Consider the following 17,893-nt stretch of genomic DNA (forward strand, 5'->3'; position numbering starts at 1 on the left):
CGGTGGCCCGTCGAGCTCCGGTCACCGGCACCGGCATGCAGGGCCTGCTCCAGAAGACAGGCCCTAAGACCTGTCGGCCCCCTGCAGGAGCCGCAGGAAGTCGCGGAAGGCGGACGGCATGTCCACCGCCGCCGGGTCCAGGAGCCACTGGTACTGGAGGCCGTCCATCACGGCCGTGAGCAGCGGGGCCGCCCGCTCCGGGGTGAGTCCGCCGGGCAGCCGCTCACCGAACTCCAGGCGCAGCACCCGCGCCATGTTCGCCCGCACGTGCGCGTACCGCTCGGTGAAGAACTCCCGCGCCGGGTGTCCCTCGGTGACGCTCTCGCCGAGCAGGGCGGAGAACGTCTGCACGATGCCCGGCCGCATGGCGTTGTACTCGACGAGGGATTCGAGCAGGTCGAGCCGCCAGCCCTCGGGGTCCCGGGCCCCGCTGGTGTCCCAGCGGTCGCGCTCCTCCAGGACGGCGACGAGGAGCGCCTCCTTCGTCGGGAAGTAGTGCAGGAGTCCCTGCTGGGTCAGCCCGACCCGTTCGGCGACGGAGCCCAGGGTGGCACCCCGGTAGCCGCGTTCGGCGATCACTTCTAGGGATGCGCGGAGGATGTCCGCCCGCCGCTCCTCGCTTCTGGCCCGCACCATCGCCGTGGCCCCCTTCCGAGCGTTCGAGTGTCCGACAGGACCGTACCTCCCCCGTGAAAATAACAAGACGATTACGTTACCTACCGTCTTACAGGTGAGGGGTGCACCATGGCCGCATCGGGGTCACCAGTACGTCAACGAGGAGGTACGGCCATGACGCAGACCGGCGCGGACACGGCACGGGAACAGGCCGTCGAGACGGCGCTCGCCAAGCTCGACCTGGACGCCAAGGCGCGGCTGCTCGGCGGCCAGGACATGTGGTCCCTGCCCGCACTGCCCGAGATCGGCCTGAAGTCCCTGGTCATGTCCGACGGCCCCATCGGCGTCCGCGGCGTCCGCTGGACCGCCGACGACCCGTCCGTCGCCCTGCCCTCCCCGACCGCCCTCGCCGCCGCCTGGGACCCCGCGCTCGCCCGCCGCGCCGGCCGCCTCCTCGCCCAGGAGGCCCGCCGCAAGGGCGTCCACGTCCTCCTCGCCCCCACCGTCAACCTGCACCGCACCCCGCTCGGCGGACGCCACTTCGAGGCCTACAGCGAGGACCCCTTCCTCACCGGTGAGATCGGCACCGGCTACGTCCAGGGCGTGCAGGACGGCGGCGTCGGCACCACGGTCAAGCACTTCGTCGGAAACGACGCCGAGACCGACCGCTTCACCGTCGACAACCGGATCGCCCCTCGCCCCCTCCGCGAGCTCTACCTCGCCCCCTTCGAGGCCATCGTCAGGAACGCCCACCCCTGGGGCATCATGACCGCCTACAACCAGGTCAACGGCGTGACGATGACCGAGCACCGGTACCTCGTGAACGACGTCCTGCGCGGCGAGTGGGGCTTCGACGGCTTCAACGTCTCCGACTGGATGGCCGCCCGCTCCACCACCGGCGACATCGAGGGCGGCCTCGACGTCGCCATGCCCGGCCCCGTCACCGTCTACGGCGAGGCGCTCGCCGCCGCCGTTCGCGCCGGCGAGGTCGAGGAGTCCGCCGTCGACACGGCCGTACGCAACGTCCTGCGGCTCGCCGCCCGCGTTGGCGCCCTCGAAGGCGCCCCGCCGGTCGTCACCGAACCCCCGGCCCCGATCGACGGCGACGCCCTCGCCCGCGAGATCGCCCGCCGCGGCTTCGTCCTCGTACGCAACGAGAACGCCGCCCTGCCCCTCGGGAGCGGCACCGTCGCCCTCTCCGGCGCCGCCGCCCGCGACGCCCGCGTCCTCGGCGGCGGCTCCGCCCAGGTCTTCCCCGACCACGTCGTCTCCCCGCTCGCCGGCCTCACCGACGCCCTGCCGGAGGGCGCCCTGACCTTCACCGTCGGCGCCGACCCCAGCGACGAACTCGCCCCCGCGGAACAGGGCTTCACCCTCCGTGCCCGCTGCCGCGACGCCGAGGGACGGCTCCTCGGCGAGGGCTCCCTGCCCAACGGGCAGGTGCAGTGGATCGGGGACGACCTCCCGGCCGGCGTCACTTACGAGGCCCTCGCCTCCATCGAGGTCGTCGGCACCTTCACCCCGCGCGAGACGGGCACGCACTCCTTCGGCACCCGCGGCCTCGGCGCCTACACCCTCACCGTCGCGGGCGAGACCGTCTTCGACGGCGTCCAGGCCATGGGCCCCGAGACCGACCCCTTCGAGGCCCTCTTCGGCTCCCCGGTCGAGCGCGCCAAGGTCACGCTGACCGCGGGCGAGACCGTCGAGGTGTCCCTGCTCCACACCCTCGACAAGGAGTTCGCGGTCCCGCTGCCGGCCGTCGTCTTCTCCTTCGTCCACCTCGGTCCCCGCCGTGACCCCGACGAACTGATCGCCGAGGCCGTCGAGGCCGCCCGCGCCGCCGACACCGCCGTCGTGGTCGTCGCCACCACGGAGCGCGTCGAGTCCGAGGGCTTCGACCGCAAGGACCTCGCCCTCCCCGGCCGCCAGGACGACCTCGTACGGGCCGTGGCCGCCGTCAACCCGAACACCGTCGTCGTGGTCAACGCCGGCTCCCCGGTCGAACTGCCCTGGCGCGAGGACGTGGCCGCGATCCTGCTCAGCTGGTTCCCCGGCCAGGAGGGCGGCGCCGCCCTCGCCGACGTCCTCACCGGCGCAGAGGAGCCCGGCGGCCGCCTCCCCACCACCTGGCCCGGCGCCCTCGCCGACGCACCCGTCACCGACGTCACCCCCGTCGAGGGGCAACTCGCCTACAGCGAGGGTCTCTTCATCGGCTACCGCGCCTGGGACCGACTGCAGACGGCCCCCGCGTACGCCTTCGGGCACGGCCTCGGCTACACCACCTGGTCGTACGACTCCCTGGTCGTGCGCCCCGACGCGGTCACCGTCCGGGTCACCAACACCGGCGACCGGCCCGGCCGCGAGGTCGTCCAGATCTACCTGGCGCCCCGGGCCGACGACGTCCACCGCCCCGAGCGCCGGCTGGCCGGCTTCGGAAGCGTCGAGGCCGGACCCGGCGAGACCGTCGAGGCGGAGATCACGCTGCCCCGCCGCGCCTTCGAGATCTGGGACGAGGCGAAGAACGACTGGACCCTCGTCCCCGGCACCTACGAGGTGCGGGCCGCCCACTCCCTCACCGACACCCGCCTGACAGCGACCCTGGAGGTCTGACCCCCGGGGAAACCCCGCGAACGGCCCCGGGGCGGCACCTGACAACCGCCCCGGGGTCCCTCACTCCTTCGTGATCCGCCGGTACGCGAGCTCCGCGAGCCGCGCCTGCCCGTCCCGGCTCGGATGGAACCAGTCCCAGGGGCTCAACTGCCCGCCGTCGAAGCGGAAACCGAAGACCGCCCCACCGTCGTACCGGCACCGCGCGTCCTTCGCGCACACGTCCCTCAGGACCCCGTTGTACGCCACCACCCGCTCCTGGACCGCCGCACGCCGCCGCTCGGCCGCCGGACCCAGGTCCTCCGCGTCCGCCAGCATCGAGCCGCAGATCCCCAGCTTCCACACCTGGAGCCCCTGCGGGCTCAGCCGCCCCGTCGACCACAGGTGCTTGAGGTCGGGCACGCTCGCCACGTACACCTGCGCCTTCGGCGCGCCCGCCCGCAGCCGGGCGAGCGCCGCCTCGAAGGAGACGCGGAAGTCGTCGACCGGAGTCATCAGCGCCGGCGTGGGACGGCAGGCGTCGTTCGCGCCCATCATCACCGTCACAAGCTCGGGCTTCTCGGCCGCCGCCCCCGCCATCTGCTCGGGAAGCTCCGCCATCCGGGCGCCCGTCCTGGCCAGGTTCCAACTGCGGGTGGCGACCTTCGCCGGGCCCAGGAGGCGCAGGGCCAGGCTGTTCACGGTCGCGTCGGTGCCGGTGGCCCAGGACACCTCGGGGCAGTCCGCGAGGACCGCGCAGGCGTCGAAGGCGCGGGTGACGGAGTCGCCCACGGCGGCGACGGAGGCGGGGGAGACGTCCCACAGCGACGTCGGCTTCGGCGACGGTCTCGGCGCCGCGCTCGCCGTGGCGGTCTTCGCCACGGGCTCTCCCGCGGGCCCTCCCACGGGCTCGTCCGAGGTGCAGCCGGACAGTGCCCCCGCGCACAGCAGCGCGGCCGTCACGGTGACGGCAGCGGTAAGGAATCGGCCTCGGCCGCGCATCCCCGGCCCCTCCTTCGGCGTCCTGGCGAGTGAAAGCTTCGTGTTCACCCGCCCCCGGACCGACCGTACGTCACACCGATGACGGCGCGGCACGGTAGCTTTTCCCCCGTCGAACCAGAGGCAGCTTTGCCGACCGGCTCCGGTAAATTACATCACGTCACATCCTGTCCTCTTTTTGGGGGTTTGTGACGTTTTACTCCTGATGCTGTTTACTGAGGCCGCTGGGAAAGGCGAACCTCGTCCCACACTGGAGGTCCCGGTGACGACACGTGGAGTCCTGTACGTTCACTCCGCACCGCGCGCGCTGTGCCCGCACGTCGAATGGGCGGTGGCGGGCGTCCTCGGTGCGAGGGTCCAGCTCGACTGGATCCGCCAGCCGGCGTCCCCCGGCACCTGGAGAGCCGAGTTCTCCTGGCAGGGCCGCACCGGCACCGCCTCCGAACTCGCCTCCGCGCTGCGCGGCTGGCAGATGCTCCGCTTCGAGGTCACCGCGGAACCCTGCCCCACCGCCGAGGGCGAGCGCTACAGCGCCACGCCCGACCTGGGCATCTTCCACGCGGTCACCGGCATGCACGGCGACATCCTGATCCCCGAGGACCGGCTGCGGGCCGCCCTGGCGCGCTCCCTCCAGGGCGAGACGCAGCTGGAGGCCGAGATCGCCAAGCTCCTCGGCAAGCCCTGGGACGACGAACTGGAGCCCTTCCGCTACGCGGGCGAGGGCGCCCCGGTCCGCTGGCTCCACCAGGTCGTCTGAGGGCCCACCCAGGCACGCGAAAGGCCCACCCCAGGAAGTCCGGGGGGCGGGCCTTCAGTCGCGCGTAGGCGGATCAGACCGAGCGGAACGCCAGGACCACGTTGTGCCCGCCGAAGCCGAACGAGTTGTTGATCGCGGCGATCGTGCCCTGCGGGAGGGCGCGGGGCTCGTCGCGGACGATGTCCGCGTCGACGTCCGGGTCCAGCTCGTCGACGTTGATCGTCGGCGGGGCCAGACGGTGGTGCAGCGCCAGGACCGTCGCGACGGTCTCGATGCCGCCGGCGCCGCCCAGGAGGTGACCGGTCATCGACTTCGTCGCGGAGATCGCGACGTGGTCGAGGTCGTCGCCCAGGACCTTCCGCAGCGCCTTGATCTCGGCGACGTCACCCTGCGGCGTCGACGTGGCGTGCGCGTTGAGGTGGACGACCTCGGACGGCTTGAGGTCCGTCGCGTCGAGCAGGTTCTGCATCGCGGCCGCGATGCCCCGGCCGGTCGGCTCGGGCTGCGCGATGTGGTGGCTGTCGGCCGACAGGCCCTGACCGAGGACTTCGCAGTAGACGCGCGCGCCGCGCGCCTTCGCGTGCTCCTCGGACTCCAGGATCACGACGCCCGCGCCCTCGCCGAGCACGAAGCCGTCACGGCCGGTGTCGTAGGGACGCGAGGCCTTCGTCGGCTCGTCGTTGTTCTTGGACATCGCCATCATGTTGGCGAAGGCGGCGATCGGCAGCGGGTGGATCGCGGCCTCGGTACCGCCGGCGACGACCACGTCGGCACGGCCGGTACGGATCATCTCGACGGCGTAGCCGATCGCCTCGGCACCCGACGCGCACGCGGAGACGGGGGTGTGGACGCCGGCTCGGGCGTTCACCTCCAGGCCCACGTTGGCGGAGGGGCTGTTCGGCATGAGCATGGGCACGGTGTGCGGCGAGACACGGCGGACGCCCTTGTCCTTCAGCACGTCGTACTGGTCGAGCAGGGTGGTGACACCGCCGATGCCGGAGGCGATGACGGAACCGAGCCGCTCGGGCACGATCTTGTCGTCCTCGCCGGCGGGCGCGGTGTAGCCCGCGTCGGCCCAGGCCTCACGGGCCGCGATCAGCGCGAACTGCGCCGAGCGGTCCAGCTTGCGGGCGAGCGGGCGGGGCAGGACGTCACCGGGGTCGACGGCGGCGGTCGCGGCGATCTGCACGGGCAGTTCGGCGAAGCGCTCGCCCTCCAGGGGCTTGACGCCGGAGCGCCCCGCGAGAAGACCTTCCCAGGTCGACGCGGAGTCGCCACCCAGCGGTGTGGTTGCGCCGATACCGGTAACGACCACGGTGCGATTGGTCGAGCTCACAGGAATTCGTTCTCCATGTGTGTGATGGTCGGAATACGGCGCCACCGCCGGGTGGCAGGCCGAGTCAGCGGGAGCTGATTCAGACCTTCTTGATGCCGCCGTCCTGGTTCTTCAGGATGTAGTCGGCAGCGTCGCCGACCGTCTTGAGGTTCTTGACGTCCTCATCCGGGATCTTGACGTCGAAGCGCTCTTCGGCGGCGACGACGACCTCGACCATGGAGAGCGAGTCGACGTCCAGGTCGTCGGTGAAGGACTTGTCCAGCTGGACGTCCTCGACCGGGATGCCGGCGATCTCGTTGACGATCTCGGCGAGGCCTTCGACGATCTGGTCCTGGGTGGCGGCCATGGTGGCGCTCCTTCTTGTGATTGCTTGGAAATGGGCTTCCGGGAGAACCGGAGTGCCTAGGGGAGGGTAACGACCGTCGCGGCGAAGACGAGACCCGCCCCGAAGCCGATGATGAGCGCCGTGTCGCCGCTCTTCGCCTGGCCGGTCGCCAGGAGTCGTTCCATGGCGAGCGGAATCGATGCCGCCGACGTGTTGCCGGTGGTCTCGACGTCACGGGCGACCGTGACGTGTTCCGGCAGCTTCAGCGTCTTCACCATCGAGTCGATGATCCGCATGTTCGCCTGGTGCGGGATGAAGACGTCCAGGTCGTCCGCCGAGATGCCGGCGGCGTCCAGCGCCTGCTGGGCGACCTTCGCCATCTCGAAGACGGCCCAGCGGAAGACCGCCTGACCCTCCTGCGTGATGGCGGGGAACTTGATCTCGCCCCGCTCGTTGAGCGGCAGCTTGGAGACGTCGCCGACGTGGAACTCGTTCCACGGGACGGTCTGCTTGATCGTCTCCGACTTGTCGCCCTCGGAGCCCCAGACGGTGGGGCCGATGTGCGGTTCGTCGGAGGGGCCGACGACCACGGCTCCGGCGCCGTCACCGAACAGGAAGGCCGTCGCGCGGTCCTCCAGATCCGTCAGGTCGCTGAGCCGCTCGACACCGATGACGAGGACGTACTCCGCCGAACCCTCGACGATCATGCCCTTGGCGAGGGTCAGGCCGTAGCCGAAGCCCGCGCAGCCGGCGGAGATGTCGAACGCGGCCGGCTTCCCGGCGCCGATCTTGTCGGCGATCTCGGTGGCGACGGCCGGGGTCTGCTTGAAGTGCGAGACCGTGGAGACGATCACGGCGCCGATCTGCTCCGGGCTGATCCCGGCGTCGGCGATGGCCTTGCCCGAGGCCTCCACCGACATGGCGGCGACGGTCTCCTCGGGCGAGGCCCAGTGGCGCGTGGCGATACCGGAGCGCGAGCGGATCCACTCGTCGGACGAGTCGATCGTCTCGAGGATCACCTCGTTCGGCACGACCCGGGTCGGGCGGTAGCCGCCGACACCGAGGATCCGCGCGTACGGGGCGCCCTTGCTGGGCTTGATCTTCGACATGCTTCTCGACACTCCTCGTCAGACGGCCGCGTGCTCGGCGATGAGCGTACGTGCAGCGTCCAGGTCGGCAGGAGTCTTCAGGGCCACTGTGGCGACTCCGGGCAGGGCGCGCTTGGCGATGCCGGTGAGGGTGCCGCCGGGGCACACCTCGATCAGCGCGGTCGCGCCCAGCGCCTGGAAGGTCTCCATGCACAGGTCCCAGCGGACCGGGTTCGCGACCTGGCCGACCAGGCGGGCCAGGACCTCTGCGCCGTCGGTGACGACCTGTCCGTCCTTGTTGGAGACGTAGCGGGTGGCCGGGGCGGCCGGGGACAGCTCCTTCGCCGCCTCGTCCAGCTTCGCCACGGCCGGGGCCATGTGGTGCGTGTGGAAGGCGCCGGCGACCTTGAGCGCGACGACCCGGCGGACGCCCTCGGGCTTGTCGGCCTCCAGGGCCGCCAGCTGCTCCAGGGTGCCTGCGGCCACGATCTGGCCGGCGCCGTTCACGTTGGCCGGGGTCAGGCCGAGCTTCTCCAGGTGCGGGACGGTCACCTCGGGGTCGCCGCCGAGCAGCGCCGACATGCCGGTGGGGGTGATCGCGGCGGCCTCGGCCATCGCGAGCCCACGGGTCCGTACGAGACGCAGCGCGGCGGTCTCGTCGAGGACGCCCGCGAACGCGGCGGCGGTGAACTCGCCGACGCTGTGACCGGCGACGACGCCGGGCGACACGTCGCCCAGGGCCGCTGCGGACAGCAGACCGGCGGCGACGAGGAGGGGCTGGGCCACGGCGGTGTCACGGATGTCGTCCGCGTCCGCCTTCGTGCCGTAATGGGCGAGGTCGAGCCCGATGGCGTCGGACCAGGCCGCGACGCGGTCGGCGGCGCCGGGGAGTTCGAGCCAGGGGGTCAGGAAGCCGGGCGTCTGGGCGCCTTGGCCGGGAGCGACGAGTACGAGCACCCTCACACTCTCTCTTGGGGACGGCTCCCGGCGCCCGTGGGGACAGGGACGAAGAACCGTCGGGGGAATTGTTGGTGTTCGACAAAAGTCTAGGACTGCGTATCTCCGTCGGCCAAGCGTCCGAGGATGAGCGCGATCCGCAGCGTGAACGCGGAGCGTACGTCGGAGGGTGACCAACCGGTGACGTCGGTCACACGTCGAAGCCGGTATCGCACGGTGTTCGGGTGGACGAAGAGCATCCGGGCCGCGCCTTCCAGGCTGCTGGCCTGCTCCAGGTAGACACTGAGCGTTTCCAGGAGCGCCGAGCCCGCTTCCTCCAGCGGTCTGTAGATCTCCTCCACCAGCTGTTCGCGCGCCGAAGGGTCCGACGCGATGGCGCGCTCCGGCAGGAGATCGTCCGCGAGGACGGGGCGCGGGGCGTCCTGCCAGGCCGTGCACGCCTTGAGGCCGGCCGCCGCCGCCTGCGCGGAACGGGTCGCGGCGAGCAGGTCGGGGACGACGGGGCCGGCGACGACGGGACCGGCCGCGTACGGGCCGATCAGGGCCTTCGCGACGGCGAGCGGGTTGTCGTTGCCGCCCGCGATGACGACGAGACGGTCGCCGAGCACGCCGGTGAGGACCTGGAGCTTGGCGTGCCGGGCGGCCCGGCGGATCGCCTCCACCGTCAGCTCGCTGTCCCCGTCGGGGGCGGTGCCGAGGATCACGCACACATGGTCGGGGGAGTTCCAGCCGAGGGCCGCCGCGCGGGAGACGGCGCCCTCGTCGGCCTCGCCGGAGAGGACCGCGTTCACCACGAGGGATTCGAGGCGCGCGTCCCAGGCGCCCCGGGCCTCGGCGGCCTGCGCGTACACCTGGGCCGTCGCGAAGGCGATCTCCCGGGCGTAGACGAGCAGCGCCTCACGGAGGACCGACTCGTCGCCGGGAGCGGCGACCTCCTCGATCGCCGACTCCATGACCTCGATCGTCGTACGGACCATCTCGACGGTCTGGCGCAGGGTGATCGCCCGGGTCAGCTCGCGGGGCGCCGTGCCGAAGACGTCCGTCGAGATCGCCTGCGGGGTCTCGGGGTGCCGGAACCACTCGGTGAACGCGGCGATTCCGGCCTGGGCGACCAGACCGATCCACGACCGGTTCTCGGGCGGCATCGCCCGGTACCACGGAAGCGTCTCGTCCATGCGGGCGATGGCACCGGCGGCGAGCCGCCCGGCGGACTGTTCGAGGCGCTTCAGGGTCGCGGTGTGCGGGTGAGGGCGGTTCGTGGGTTCTGGCACGGGGACAAGACTGCCTTATCGGGACGGCGGCATGCGGGGTCGGGGCGGCTTCGCCTCCGGAGGCGGCCCTGCCGACAAGGACGTGCGCACCACCGATGGGCACGCGCGCACTACCGTGGGCCGCGTGATACGCATCCAGCGCGCCGCCGAGCGGTACCCGGGGGGCGACCCGGCGGCCGGGATCGAGACCCGGCACGCCCTGTCGTTCGGGCCGCACTACGACCCCGACAACCTCCGCTTCGGCGCGCTCCTCGCCTGCAACGAGGAGCGGCTCGCGCCCGGCGCGGGCTTCGACGAGCATCCGCACAGCCACACCGAGATCGTCACCTGGGTCGTCGAGGGCGAACTCACCCACCACGACACGGCCGGCCACACCACGGTCGTCCGCCCCGGCGACCTCCAGCGGCTCAGCTCGGCGGGAGGCGTCCGGCACGTCGAGCGCAACGACGCAGCCGTCCCCCTGGTCTTCGTGCAGATGTGGCTGGCACCGCTGTCGCCGGGCGGGGAGCCGTCGTACGAGGTGGTGAGGAACCTCGACGGCCCGTACGACCTCCCGGAGGCGGGCGCGACGCTCCACACCCACCGCCTGCCGGCGGGCACCAGGGTCCCCGTACCGGAGGCGGGGCACGTCTACGTCCACGTGGTGCGCGGTTCGGTGCGCCTGGACGGCGAGGACCTGGGCCCGGGCGACGCGGCCCGGCTCACCGGGCCGAAGGGCCAGGAGCTGCTGGCCACCTCCGACGCCGAGGCCCTGCTGTGGGAGATGCGCGCCGCCCTGTAGGCCCCCGGGTGCCCACCTCAGCGCACCGCGCTCTTCGCCTTCCACTGCTCCCAGCTCAGGTTCCACGCCCCGTAGCCGTTGCCCTCCGCGACCGTGCCCTTGGTGTCCTTGCCCGTGATCTCGAACGGGTCGCCGACATTCACGGCCGAGTAGAAGGCGGCGGCGTTCTCGTCGCTCATCCCGATGCACCCCGAACTCCGGTTCGCCCGGCCGAAGTGCGCCGCGTTCCACGGGGCCGCGTGCGCGTACATGCCCGACCAGGTCAGCCGCATCGAGTAGTCGACCATCTTGTCGTAGGCGTCCCCGAGCCCGACCGTCTCCGAGTTCATGTTGATCGTGCCCTCCTTCGCCATCAGCACGGCCGTGCCCCGCCAGGACCGCTTGTCCCCGCCCGGGGTGCCGCCGGAGACCGGGATCGTGCGGACGGTCCTGCCGTCCCGGTTCAGGGTCAGCTTCCGGCGGTCCAGGTCGACCTTGACGACCTGCGCGGCGCCGACCGTGAAGCCGGTGCGGTAGTCCCGTACGAACCAGCCGCCGCCCGAGTCCGTGCCGTTCAGGTCCGCTTCGAGGGTGACCTTCGTGCCGGGCTTCCAGTACTCCCTGGGCCGCCAGTCCGCCCTGTCGCGGCCCGAGTAGTCCTTGACCCAGCCCCAGGAGCCCTCGGTGGCGTTCGACGTGGTCACCTTCAACTGCCGCTCCACGTCCGCCTTCCGCGTCACCGGCAGGTCGAAGACGATCGAGAGGGGATGGGCGATGCCGACGGTGGTGTTCTTGCCGGGGGCCAGCGTCAGCTTGTTGACCTGAGCGGCCTCGGGGGTGGTGAAGGAGGACCGGTACGTCGCCGCCTCCCTGCCGTCGGCCGTACGGGACGTCACCTCCACCGTGTACGAGGAGCCCGGCGCCGCCTTGCGGTCCGACGTCCAGCGCGCCCCGCCCGTCCCCGTACGGCCGGTGAGGGCCCCGCCGTCCGCGTCGACGACCTTCACCCCGGCGATCGTGCCGCCCGTGACGGTCACGGTCACCGGCCGGCCGGCCGCCGGGTCCACGACGGTCACCTTCGCCGGCGGGGCCTTCGACGCGGGGGCCTCGGACCCCGCCGGGCCGTTCGCCGCCTGCGCCGTGCAGGCGGTGAGGGAGACGGTCAGAGCGACCGCCGCGAGAACGGGACGGGGTGTGCGTATGAGCAGCACGGAAGACCTCCGCGGTGGTGAGGGATCGAGGTGGGATGTTCTGGACTGTAAGTCGCCCCCCGGTGCCCGGAAGCCGCCCGCGGCCCATGTGACGAGGGCTGCGGCACAACGGTCATCGTCCGGTCACAAACACCGCGCGCACCCGTCGAATTCGGCTGTGAGCCTGCTGTGCGCCCCACCACCGAGGGGCGGAACAAGGAGGCTCCCGTTGTGTCAGCACTGCTCGTGACGGCCGCACCCACCGACCGCCGCGCCCCCGTGGGACCGGTCAGGCTCGGCCCCGTGACCCCCGAGGTCTACCGCGCCTTCCTGGCGTCCCGCACCGGCGCGGACGGGCCCAGCTTCCTCCAAGTCCCCTCCTGGGCCCAGGTGAAGGACGGCTGGAGCCACCAACTGGTCGGCTGGGGGCCGGAGTCCGGTGAGCTGACCGGCGTCGCCCTCGTCCTCCTGCGGCCCTTCCCCGGCACCCGCAAGTACTTCGCCTACCTGCCCGAAGGGCCCGTCGCCGACTGGGCCGACCCCGACGTCGACGGCTGGCTCTCCCCGCTCCTCGGCCATCTGCGCGCCTCCGGCGCCTTCGCCGTGCGCATCGGCCCCGGCCCCGCCCACCGGCGGTGGAGCGCCGCCACCGTCAAGGCCGGCACCGGACCGGGCCGCCGGCTCGCCGACGTACTCGCCGACGAGGTCGACCCGCTCGGCACCGTCGTCGCCGAACGCCTGCGGGCCCGCGGCTGGCGGCGCTGCGGCGGAGAGTCCGAGGACGGCGCCGACGCCCAGCCCCGGCACGTCTTCCAGGTCCCGCTCACCGGACGCACCCCCGACGACCTGTGGAGCGGCCTCAACCAGGAATGGCGGCGCAACGTCCGCAAGGCCCGCAAGTCCGGCGTCGAGATCACCCTCGGGTCCGCTGCCGACCTTCCCGAGTTCTACCGGCTGCTCCGCGTCACCGAGGAGCGCGACGGCTTCCGGCTCGGCCGCTCCCTCGCGTACTACGAGCGCCAGTACGCCGTCCTCAACGCCGAACACCCCGGCCGCATGAAGCTCTACCTCGCCCGCCACGAGGGCGAGATCCTCGCCGCCCACACCATGGTCACCGTCGGCGGACGCGTCTGGTACCAGACCGGCGCCTCCGCCGACCACCGGCGCGAGGTCCGCCCCTCCAACGCCCTCCAGTGGCGCATGCTGCTCGACGCCCACGCGCTCGGCGCCGCCGTCTACGACCTGCGCGGGGTACCCTCCACCCTCGATCCGGGCGACCGCGCCCACGGGCTCCTGCGCTGGAAGCTCGGCACGGGCGGACAGGTCGTCGAGACGCTGGGGGAGTGGGAGACACCGATGCAGGGCACGACCAACCACGCGCTGTACCGGGCCTTCACGGCCTACATGGCCCGCCGATGACGAGCGCCGCCGCCACGCTCACCGCCGACCGCCCCGAGAAGCCGAAGGCCGCGCCGTCCGCACTCCGCAGCGGCGCCCTGATGGCCGCCGGGTCGCTCGTCTCCCGCGCCACCGGCTTCGTCCGGGCCGCCGTCGTCGCCGCCGCGCTCGGCGCGGGCTACGTCGCCGACGGCTACGCGGTCGGCAACTCCGTCCCCACCATCGTCTACATGCTGCTCCTCGGCGGCGCCCTCAACGCCGTCTTCGTCCCCGAACTCGTCAAGGCCGCCAAGGAGCACGAGGACGGCGGCGTCGCCTACACCGACCGGCTCCTCACCCTCTGCGTGCTCGCCCTCACCGTCCTCACGGCGGCCGCGGTCCTCGCCGCGCCCCTCATCGTCGACCTGTACACCGACTACACGGGCGAGCGGCGCGAGATGACCGTGGCCTTCGCGCGCGCCTGCCTCCCGCAGATCCTCTTCCTCGGGCTCTTCACCCTCCTCGGCCAGGTCCTCAACGCCCGCGGCCGGTTCGGCGCCATGATGTGGACCCCCGTCCTGAACAACGTCGTCGTCGTCGCCGTCTTCGGCCTCTTCCTCGTCGTCAGCGACGGCGGCACCCTCACCCCCGGCGAGACCGCCCTGCTCGGCTGGGGCACCACCGGCGGCATCGCCCTCCAGGCCCTCGCGCTCCTGCCCTCGCTGCGCGCCGCCGGCTTCCGCTGGCGGCCCCGCCTCGACTGGCGCGGCAGCGGCCTCGGGGCGCCGCTGCGCTCGGCCGGCTGGCTGGTCCTGCTCGTCCTCACCAACCAGGGCGCGTACTGGGTGACCACCCTGCTCGCCACGTCGGCGGGCTCAGGACCCGGCGTCGGCGGCGGCTCGGGTCTCGCCGCGTACAACAACGCCTATCTGCTGTGGACCGTCCCGCACGGCATCATCACCGTCTCCCTCGTCACCGCGCTGCTGCCCCGGATGAGCGGCGCCGCCGCCGAGGGCGACCTCGCCGGCGTCCGGCGGGACGTCTCGTACGCGCTGCGGACCAGCTCGGCGGCGGTCGTCCCCGCCGCCTGTGCCCTCCTCGCCCTCGCCGTACCGCTGATGACGGTGGTCTTCCGGTACGGGGCGACCAGCGCCGACGACGTCCGCGCCATGTCCTGGATCCTGATGGCCTTCGCGCCCGGCCTCGTCGCCCTGTCCGGCCAGTACGTGTGCACGCGCGCCTTCTACGCCCTCCGCGACACCCGCACCCCGTTCCTGCTCAACCTGGTGATCGCCGGCCTCAACGCGGCGCTGTCCTTCGCCGCCTACCACTACCTGCCCGCCCGGTGGGCGGTCGCGGGCATGGCGGCCGGCTACTCGCTGGCCCTGTGGGCGGGCTGGGCGCTCACGGCGTACGTGCTGCGGCGCCGCCTCGGCGGGACCCCGTCCGAGGGCGGCGCGCTCCCCGGCCTGGTGCGGCTGCTGCTCGCGGCCGTGCCCGCCGCCGGATACGGGCTCCTCGTCACCGACCTCACGGGCCCCGCCGGGGCGGTGCCCGCCGGCGCCGCCGGGGCGCTGACCGTCCTCGGCGCCTTCGCCGTCCTCGCCAGGCCGCTCCGCCTCACCGAGGTCCGGACACTCCTCGCGGCGGGCTCCGGACGCCTCCGCGCGCTCCGCCGCCGGTGACGGACACCCGGCCCCGCGACACCCGGCCCCGCGACACCCGCCCCCGCGACACCCGCCCCCGCGACACCCCCCGCACCGACCTTGGGATACTCCACAGATGCCCCGCGTGCTCCTCATAGAAGACGACCCCTCCGTCCGGGAGGGCGTCGAACTCGGCCTGCGCCGCCGTGGGCACGAGGTGCGGACCGCGCCCACCGGAGAGGCCGGGCTCGAAGCGCTCGCCGACTTCCGCCCGGACCTGCTGCTGCTCGACCTGATGCTGCCCGGCATGAACGGCGTCCAGGTCTGCCACCGCGTCCGCGAGAGCAGCCAGCTGCCGATCATCATGCTGACCGCCCGAGGCGACGACTTCGACGTCGTCATAGGCCTGGAGGCCGGGGCCGACGACTACATCGTCAAGCCCGCCCGTACCGAGGTCATCGAGGCCCGGATACGGGCCGTGCTCCGCCGCATCGAGGAGCCGGGCGGCAGCCGCTCCGCCGTCGAGTTCCACGGCGAACTGGCCGTCGACCGGGCCGGCCTCACCGTCGCCAAGGCGGGCGAGCGCATCGCCCTGGCCCCCTCCGAGATGAAGCTGCTCCTGCACCTCTCGGCCGCCCCCGAGCAGGTCTTCAGCCGCCAGCAGCTCCTCGAACACGTCTGGGAGCACAGCTACCACGGCGACGCCCGGCTGGTCGACGCCTGCGTCCGCCGGCTGCGGAACAAGATCGAGGACACCCCGGGCGAACCCCGCTACATCCAGACCCTGCGGGGCTTCGGCTACCGCTTCGGACCGCTGTGAAGGCCTGCGTAGGACCCGAACCGGACGCCGACCGGCACGAGGCGGAAGGAGCGGACCGCGCGTCGCGGCGCAGGGCCCGCGGCCCGCGCCTGCGCCCGCACCCCTTCGGACTCCGCACCCGGCTCGTCCTCGCCTTCCTGCTCGTCGCCGCCGTCGGCTGCGGCACCACCGCCGCCCTCACCTACCGGGCCGCCCGCAACGCCATCCTGGAACAGGCACAGGACACCGCCGTGTCCGCCTTCCGCGAGCAGGTCGAGGCCCTCAGCACCGATCTGCCCGTCGTGCAGGACAGCCTGCGGGACTCCCTCATGCGGATCGCCCGCCAGGGCAAGCCCCACCCGTGGCGCGTCTACGCCGAGTACGGCACCGTGCGCGTCTCCTCCACCGACCGGCCCACCTCCTCCGTCATCACCCCGGAGCTACGGGCCCGCGCCGCCGACGAGACCCTCCAGCACGGCAGCTTCCAGCGGGTGGTGAAGGGCGGCACCCCGTACCTCACCATCGCCGTCCCCGCCGTCTTCCACGCCCGCTCGGCCGACGGGCCGCCCCAGCGCACCGGCCTCGTGTTCTACGCCGTGATGGACCTCCGCGCGGAGGAGGCCAACGTGGAGGCCATGGTCATGGCCGCCCGCGACGGAGCCCTCCCCGCCCTCGCCGTCGCCCTCGTCCCCGCGCTGATCGCCGCACGCGGTGTGCTCCGGCCCGTACGGGAGCTGCGCCGGGCGGCCCACAGCATGGGGCGTGGCCGGCTCGACACCCGTATCCACGCCAAGGGGAGCGACGAACTCTCCGACCTCGCCCGGACGTTCAACGAGTCGGCCGCCGAGCTGGAACGTTCCGTCGCGGAACTCCGCAACGCAGAGGCCCGCGCCCGCCGCTTCGCCTCCGACGTCTCGCACGAACTGCGCACCCCGCTCGCCGGGATGCTCGCCGTCACCGAGGTCCTCGACGAGGACGCCGACGGCCTCGACAGCGACACCGCCCGCGCCGTCCGCCTGATCAGCGCCGAGACCGGCAAGCTCGCCGTGCTCGTCGAGGACCTCATGGAGATCTCCCGCTTCGACGCGCGCGCCGCCGAACTGCACACGGACGAGGTCGACGCCGCCGACTGCGTCCGCAAGACCCTCCAGCACCGGCGCTGGACCGACCCGGCCCAGGTCGTCCCGTACCTCACCGAGGGGATCAGGGCCCGGCTCGACCCGCGCCGCTTCGACGTCGTCGTCGCCAACCTCGTCGGCAACGCCCTGCGGCACGGCGGCGCGCCGGTGACGGTCCGGCTGTACGCGGAAGGGGACAGCCTCGTGACGGAGGTCGCCGACCGGGGCCCGGGCATCCACCCGGACGTCCTGCCGCACGTCTTCGACCGCTTCTTCAAGGCGGACCAGGCCCGCACCCGCTCGGCGGGCAGCGGCCTCGGCCTCGCGATCACCCTGGAGAACGTCCGGCTGCACGGAGGCACCGTCACGGCCGCCAACGACCCCGTGGGCGGGGCCGTCTTCACCGTACGGATGCCGTTGTGAACCGCCGGACGGCCCCGGCGGCCGTGTCCGCCGCCCTGCTGGTCGCGCTCGCCGGCTGCGGCATCCAGGAGACCGACGTCGTCGAGGCGGGCGGGGCCGCGACCGTCGTCGTCGCGCCGATACCCGAGAGCCGGATCGTGCTCTACTTCCTCGGCCCCGACGGCCGGTCGATGCCGGTGGTCCGCGACGTCGGCCCCTCCTACCCCGATCCGTCGTCCCCGACCGACGGTTCGGGGGACGACCGCACCCCCTACGACGGATTCGGCCCGGGATACGAGATATCCGTGGACGACCTGCGCGGCTCGGACGCCACGGACAAGATCCTCGCCGCGCTCCTCGCGGGCCCCAGGGAGAACGAGACCGCGGCGGGCATCACCACCGCCCTGCCGTCGAGCAGGATCCGGGGGGCGGAACCGGTACCGCGCGTCACCGAGATCCCTGCCAAGACCGACGCGGCACGTCCGCTGGTCCGGCTCAGGGCGCCCTTCCCCGTCAACGAACTGCCCGAGGCGGCGGTCCGTCAGCTGGTGTGCACGACGGCCTACGCGAAGCACCCGGCCGGCCGTGTCGACGTGTCGGTCGGCGGCCCCGACGGCCTGCTGCCGACAGCGCGCTGCGACGACTAGGGTCTTTCGTTTGGATCAGG

General features: G+C 72.7%; 16 protein-coding genes. 8 read left to right on the forward strand and 8 right to left on the reverse strand.

The window, feature by feature from the left end; translation table 11 throughout:
- Positions 1 to 63: 63 nt before the first annotated feature.
- The gene (locus tag IO20_RS0100150) at positions 64 to 636 is read right to left on the reverse strand and encodes a TetR/AcrR family transcriptional regulator (protein ID WP_030547942.1); all 573 of its coding nucleotides are present in this window, start codon (positions 634 to 636) and stop codon (positions 64 to 66) included.
- Between the two features lie 153 nt (positions 637 to 789).
- Between IO20_RS0100150 and IO20_RS0100155 the strand changes: the two genes are divergently transcribed.
- Complete coding sequence (locus tag IO20_RS0100155; protein WP_030547940.1) at positions 790 to 3,225, forward strand: glycoside hydrolase family 3 protein; 2,436 nt, start codon at positions 790 to 792, stop codon at positions 3,223 to 3,225.
- Between the two features lie 60 nt (positions 3,226 to 3,285).
- On the opposite strand, the gene IO20_RS0100160 is transcribed toward IO20_RS0100155, so the two are convergent.
- Entirely contained in the window at positions 3,286 to 4,203 is a 918-nt protein-coding gene (locus IO20_RS0100160) for an SGNH/GDSL hydrolase family protein (RefSeq protein WP_030547938.1), read from the reverse strand.
- A gap of 259 nt (positions 4,204 to 4,462) precedes the next feature.
- Between IO20_RS0100160 and IO20_RS0100165 the strand changes: the two genes are divergently transcribed.
- Entirely contained in the window at positions 4,463 to 4,957 is a 495-nt protein-coding gene (locus tag IO20_RS0100165; protein ID WP_030220896.1) for a DUF3145 domain-containing protein, read from the forward strand.
- 73 nt (positions 4,958 to 5,030) lie between these two features.
- On the opposite strand, the gene fabF is transcribed toward IO20_RS0100165, so the two are convergent.
- From fabF to IO20_RS0100190, 5 genes are all read right to left on the reverse strand, one after another.
- Positions 5,031 to 6,293 carry a beta-ketoacyl-ACP synthase II gene (fabF, locus tag IO20_RS0100170; RefSeq protein WP_030547935.1) on the reverse strand — a complete coding sequence of 421 codons (1,263 nt, stop codon included), beginning with the start codon at positions 6,291 to 6,293 and terminating at the stop codon, positions 5,031 to 5,033.
- Positions 6,294 to 6,372: 79 nt separating this feature from the next.
- Positions 6,373 to 6,639: an acyl carrier protein gene (locus IO20_RS0100175; protein WP_031126525.1), complete on the reverse strand. Its 267-nt coding sequence runs from the start codon at positions 6,637 to 6,639 to the stop codon at positions 6,373 to 6,375.
- A 56-nt stretch (positions 6,640 to 6,695) separates the two neighbouring features.
- On the reverse strand, positions 6,696 to 7,727 hold the full coding sequence (locus IO20_RS0100180) for a ketoacyl-ACP synthase III (protein ID WP_030547933.1): 1,032 nt from the start codon (positions 7,725 to 7,727) through the stop codon (positions 6,696 to 6,698).
- 18 nt (positions 7,728 to 7,745) lie between these two features.
- On the reverse strand, positions 7,746 to 8,663 hold the full coding sequence (locus IO20_RS0100185; protein WP_030547931.1) for an ACP S-malonyltransferase: 918 nt from the start codon (positions 8,661 to 8,663) through the stop codon (positions 7,746 to 7,748).
- 89 nt (positions 8,664 to 8,752) lie between these two features.
- Complete coding sequence (locus tag IO20_RS0100190) at positions 8,753 to 9,934, reverse strand: PucR family transcriptional regulator (RefSeq protein ID WP_030547929.1); 1,182 nt, start codon at positions 9,932 to 9,934, stop codon at positions 8,753 to 8,755.
- Positions 9,935 to 10,058: 124 nt separating this feature from the next.
- On the opposite strand from IO20_RS0100190, the gene IO20_RS0100195 reads away from it, so the two are divergent.
- Positions 10,059 to 10,715 carry a pirin family protein gene (locus tag IO20_RS0100195; RefSeq protein WP_030547927.1) on the forward strand — a complete coding sequence of 219 codons (657 nt, stop codon included), beginning with the start codon at positions 10,059 to 10,061 and terminating at the stop codon, positions 10,713 to 10,715.
- 17 nt (positions 10,716 to 10,732) lie between these two features.
- Here the strand turns inward: IO20_RS0100195 and IO20_RS0100200 are convergent, their stop codons facing one another.
- Complete coding sequence (locus IO20_RS0100200; RefSeq protein WP_030547925.1) at positions 10,733 to 11,905, reverse strand: L,D-transpeptidase; 1,173 nt, start codon at positions 11,903 to 11,905, stop codon at positions 10,733 to 10,735.
- Positions 11,906 to 12,115: 210 nt separating this feature from the next.
- On the opposite strand from IO20_RS0100200, the gene IO20_RS0100205 reads away from it, so the two are divergent.
- From IO20_RS0100205 to IO20_RS0100225, 5 genes are all read left to right on the forward strand, one after another.
- The gene (locus IO20_RS0100205) at positions 12,116 to 13,303 is read left to right on the forward strand and encodes a lipid II:glycine glycyltransferase FemX (RefSeq protein ID WP_030547923.1); all 1,188 of its coding nucleotides are present in this window, start codon (positions 12,116 to 12,118) and stop codon (positions 13,301 to 13,303) included.
- Positions 13,300 to 14,946 (forward strand): murein biosynthesis integral membrane protein MurJ, encoded by a 1,647-nt coding sequence (murJ, locus tag IO20_RS0100210; protein WP_030547921.1) that lies wholly within the window; start codon positions 13,300 to 13,302, stop codon positions 14,944 to 14,946. Before IO20_RS0100205 ends, murJ begins: the two co-directional genes overlap by 4 nt.
- Before the next feature lie 97 nt (positions 14,947 to 15,043).
- Positions 15,044 to 15,727, forward strand: coding sequence for a response regulator transcription factor (locus IO20_RS0100215; RefSeq protein ID WP_030547919.1), 684 nt, complete (start codon positions 15,044 to 15,046; stop codon positions 15,725 to 15,727).
- Positions 15,724 to 17,247 (forward strand): ATP-binding protein, encoded by a 1,524-nt coding sequence (locus tag IO20_RS0100220; RefSeq protein ID WP_051874327.1) that lies wholly within the window; start codon positions 15,724 to 15,726, stop codon positions 17,245 to 17,247. Before IO20_RS0100215 ends, IO20_RS0100220 begins: the two co-directional genes overlap by 4 nt.
- Positions 17,244 to 17,873, forward strand: a complete 630-nt coding sequence (locus IO20_RS0100225) for a hypothetical protein (RefSeq protein ID WP_030547915.1) — start codon at positions 17,244 to 17,246, stop codon at positions 17,871 to 17,873. The genes IO20_RS0100220 and IO20_RS0100225 overlap by 4 nt, the downstream gene beginning before the upstream one ends.
- Positions 17,874 to 17,893: the final 20 nt, after the last annotated feature.

It is taken from the genome of Streptomyces exfoliatus (assembly GCF_000725545.1).
Classification (GTDB): domain Bacteria; phylum Actinomycetota; class Actinomycetes; order Streptomycetales; family Streptomycetaceae; genus Streptomyces; species Streptomyces exfoliatus.

Bases quoted from the DNA above. Each gene is read 5' to 3' on its own strand.
- IO20_RS0100155 (WP_030547940.1), top strand. From the start codon at position 790: ATGACGCAGACCGGCGCGGACACGGCACGGGAACAGGCCGTCGAGACG.
- IO20_RS0100175 (WP_031126525.1), bottom strand. From the start codon at position 6,639: ATGGCCGCCACCCAGGACCAGATCGTCGAAGGCCTCGCCGAGATCGTC.
- IO20_RS0100150 (WP_030547942.1), bottom strand. From the start codon at position 636: ATGGTGCGGGCCAGAAGCGAGGAGCGGCGGGCGGACATCCTCCGCGCA.
- IO20_RS0100160 (WP_030547938.1), bottom strand. From the start codon at position 4,203: ATGCGCGGCCGAGGCCGATTCCTTACCGCTGCCGTCACCGTGACGGCC.
- IO20_RS0100215 (WP_030547919.1), top strand. From the start codon at position 15,044: ATGCCCCGCGTGCTCCTCATAGAAGACGACCCCTCCGTCCGGGAGGGC.
- murJ (WP_030547921.1), top strand. From the start codon at position 13,300: ATGACGAGCGCCGCCGCCACGCTCACCGCCGACCGCCCCGAGAAGCCG.
- IO20_RS0100180 (WP_030547933.1), bottom strand. From the start codon at position 7,727: ATGTCGAAGATCAAGCCCAGCAAGGGCGCCCCGTACGCGCGGATCCTC.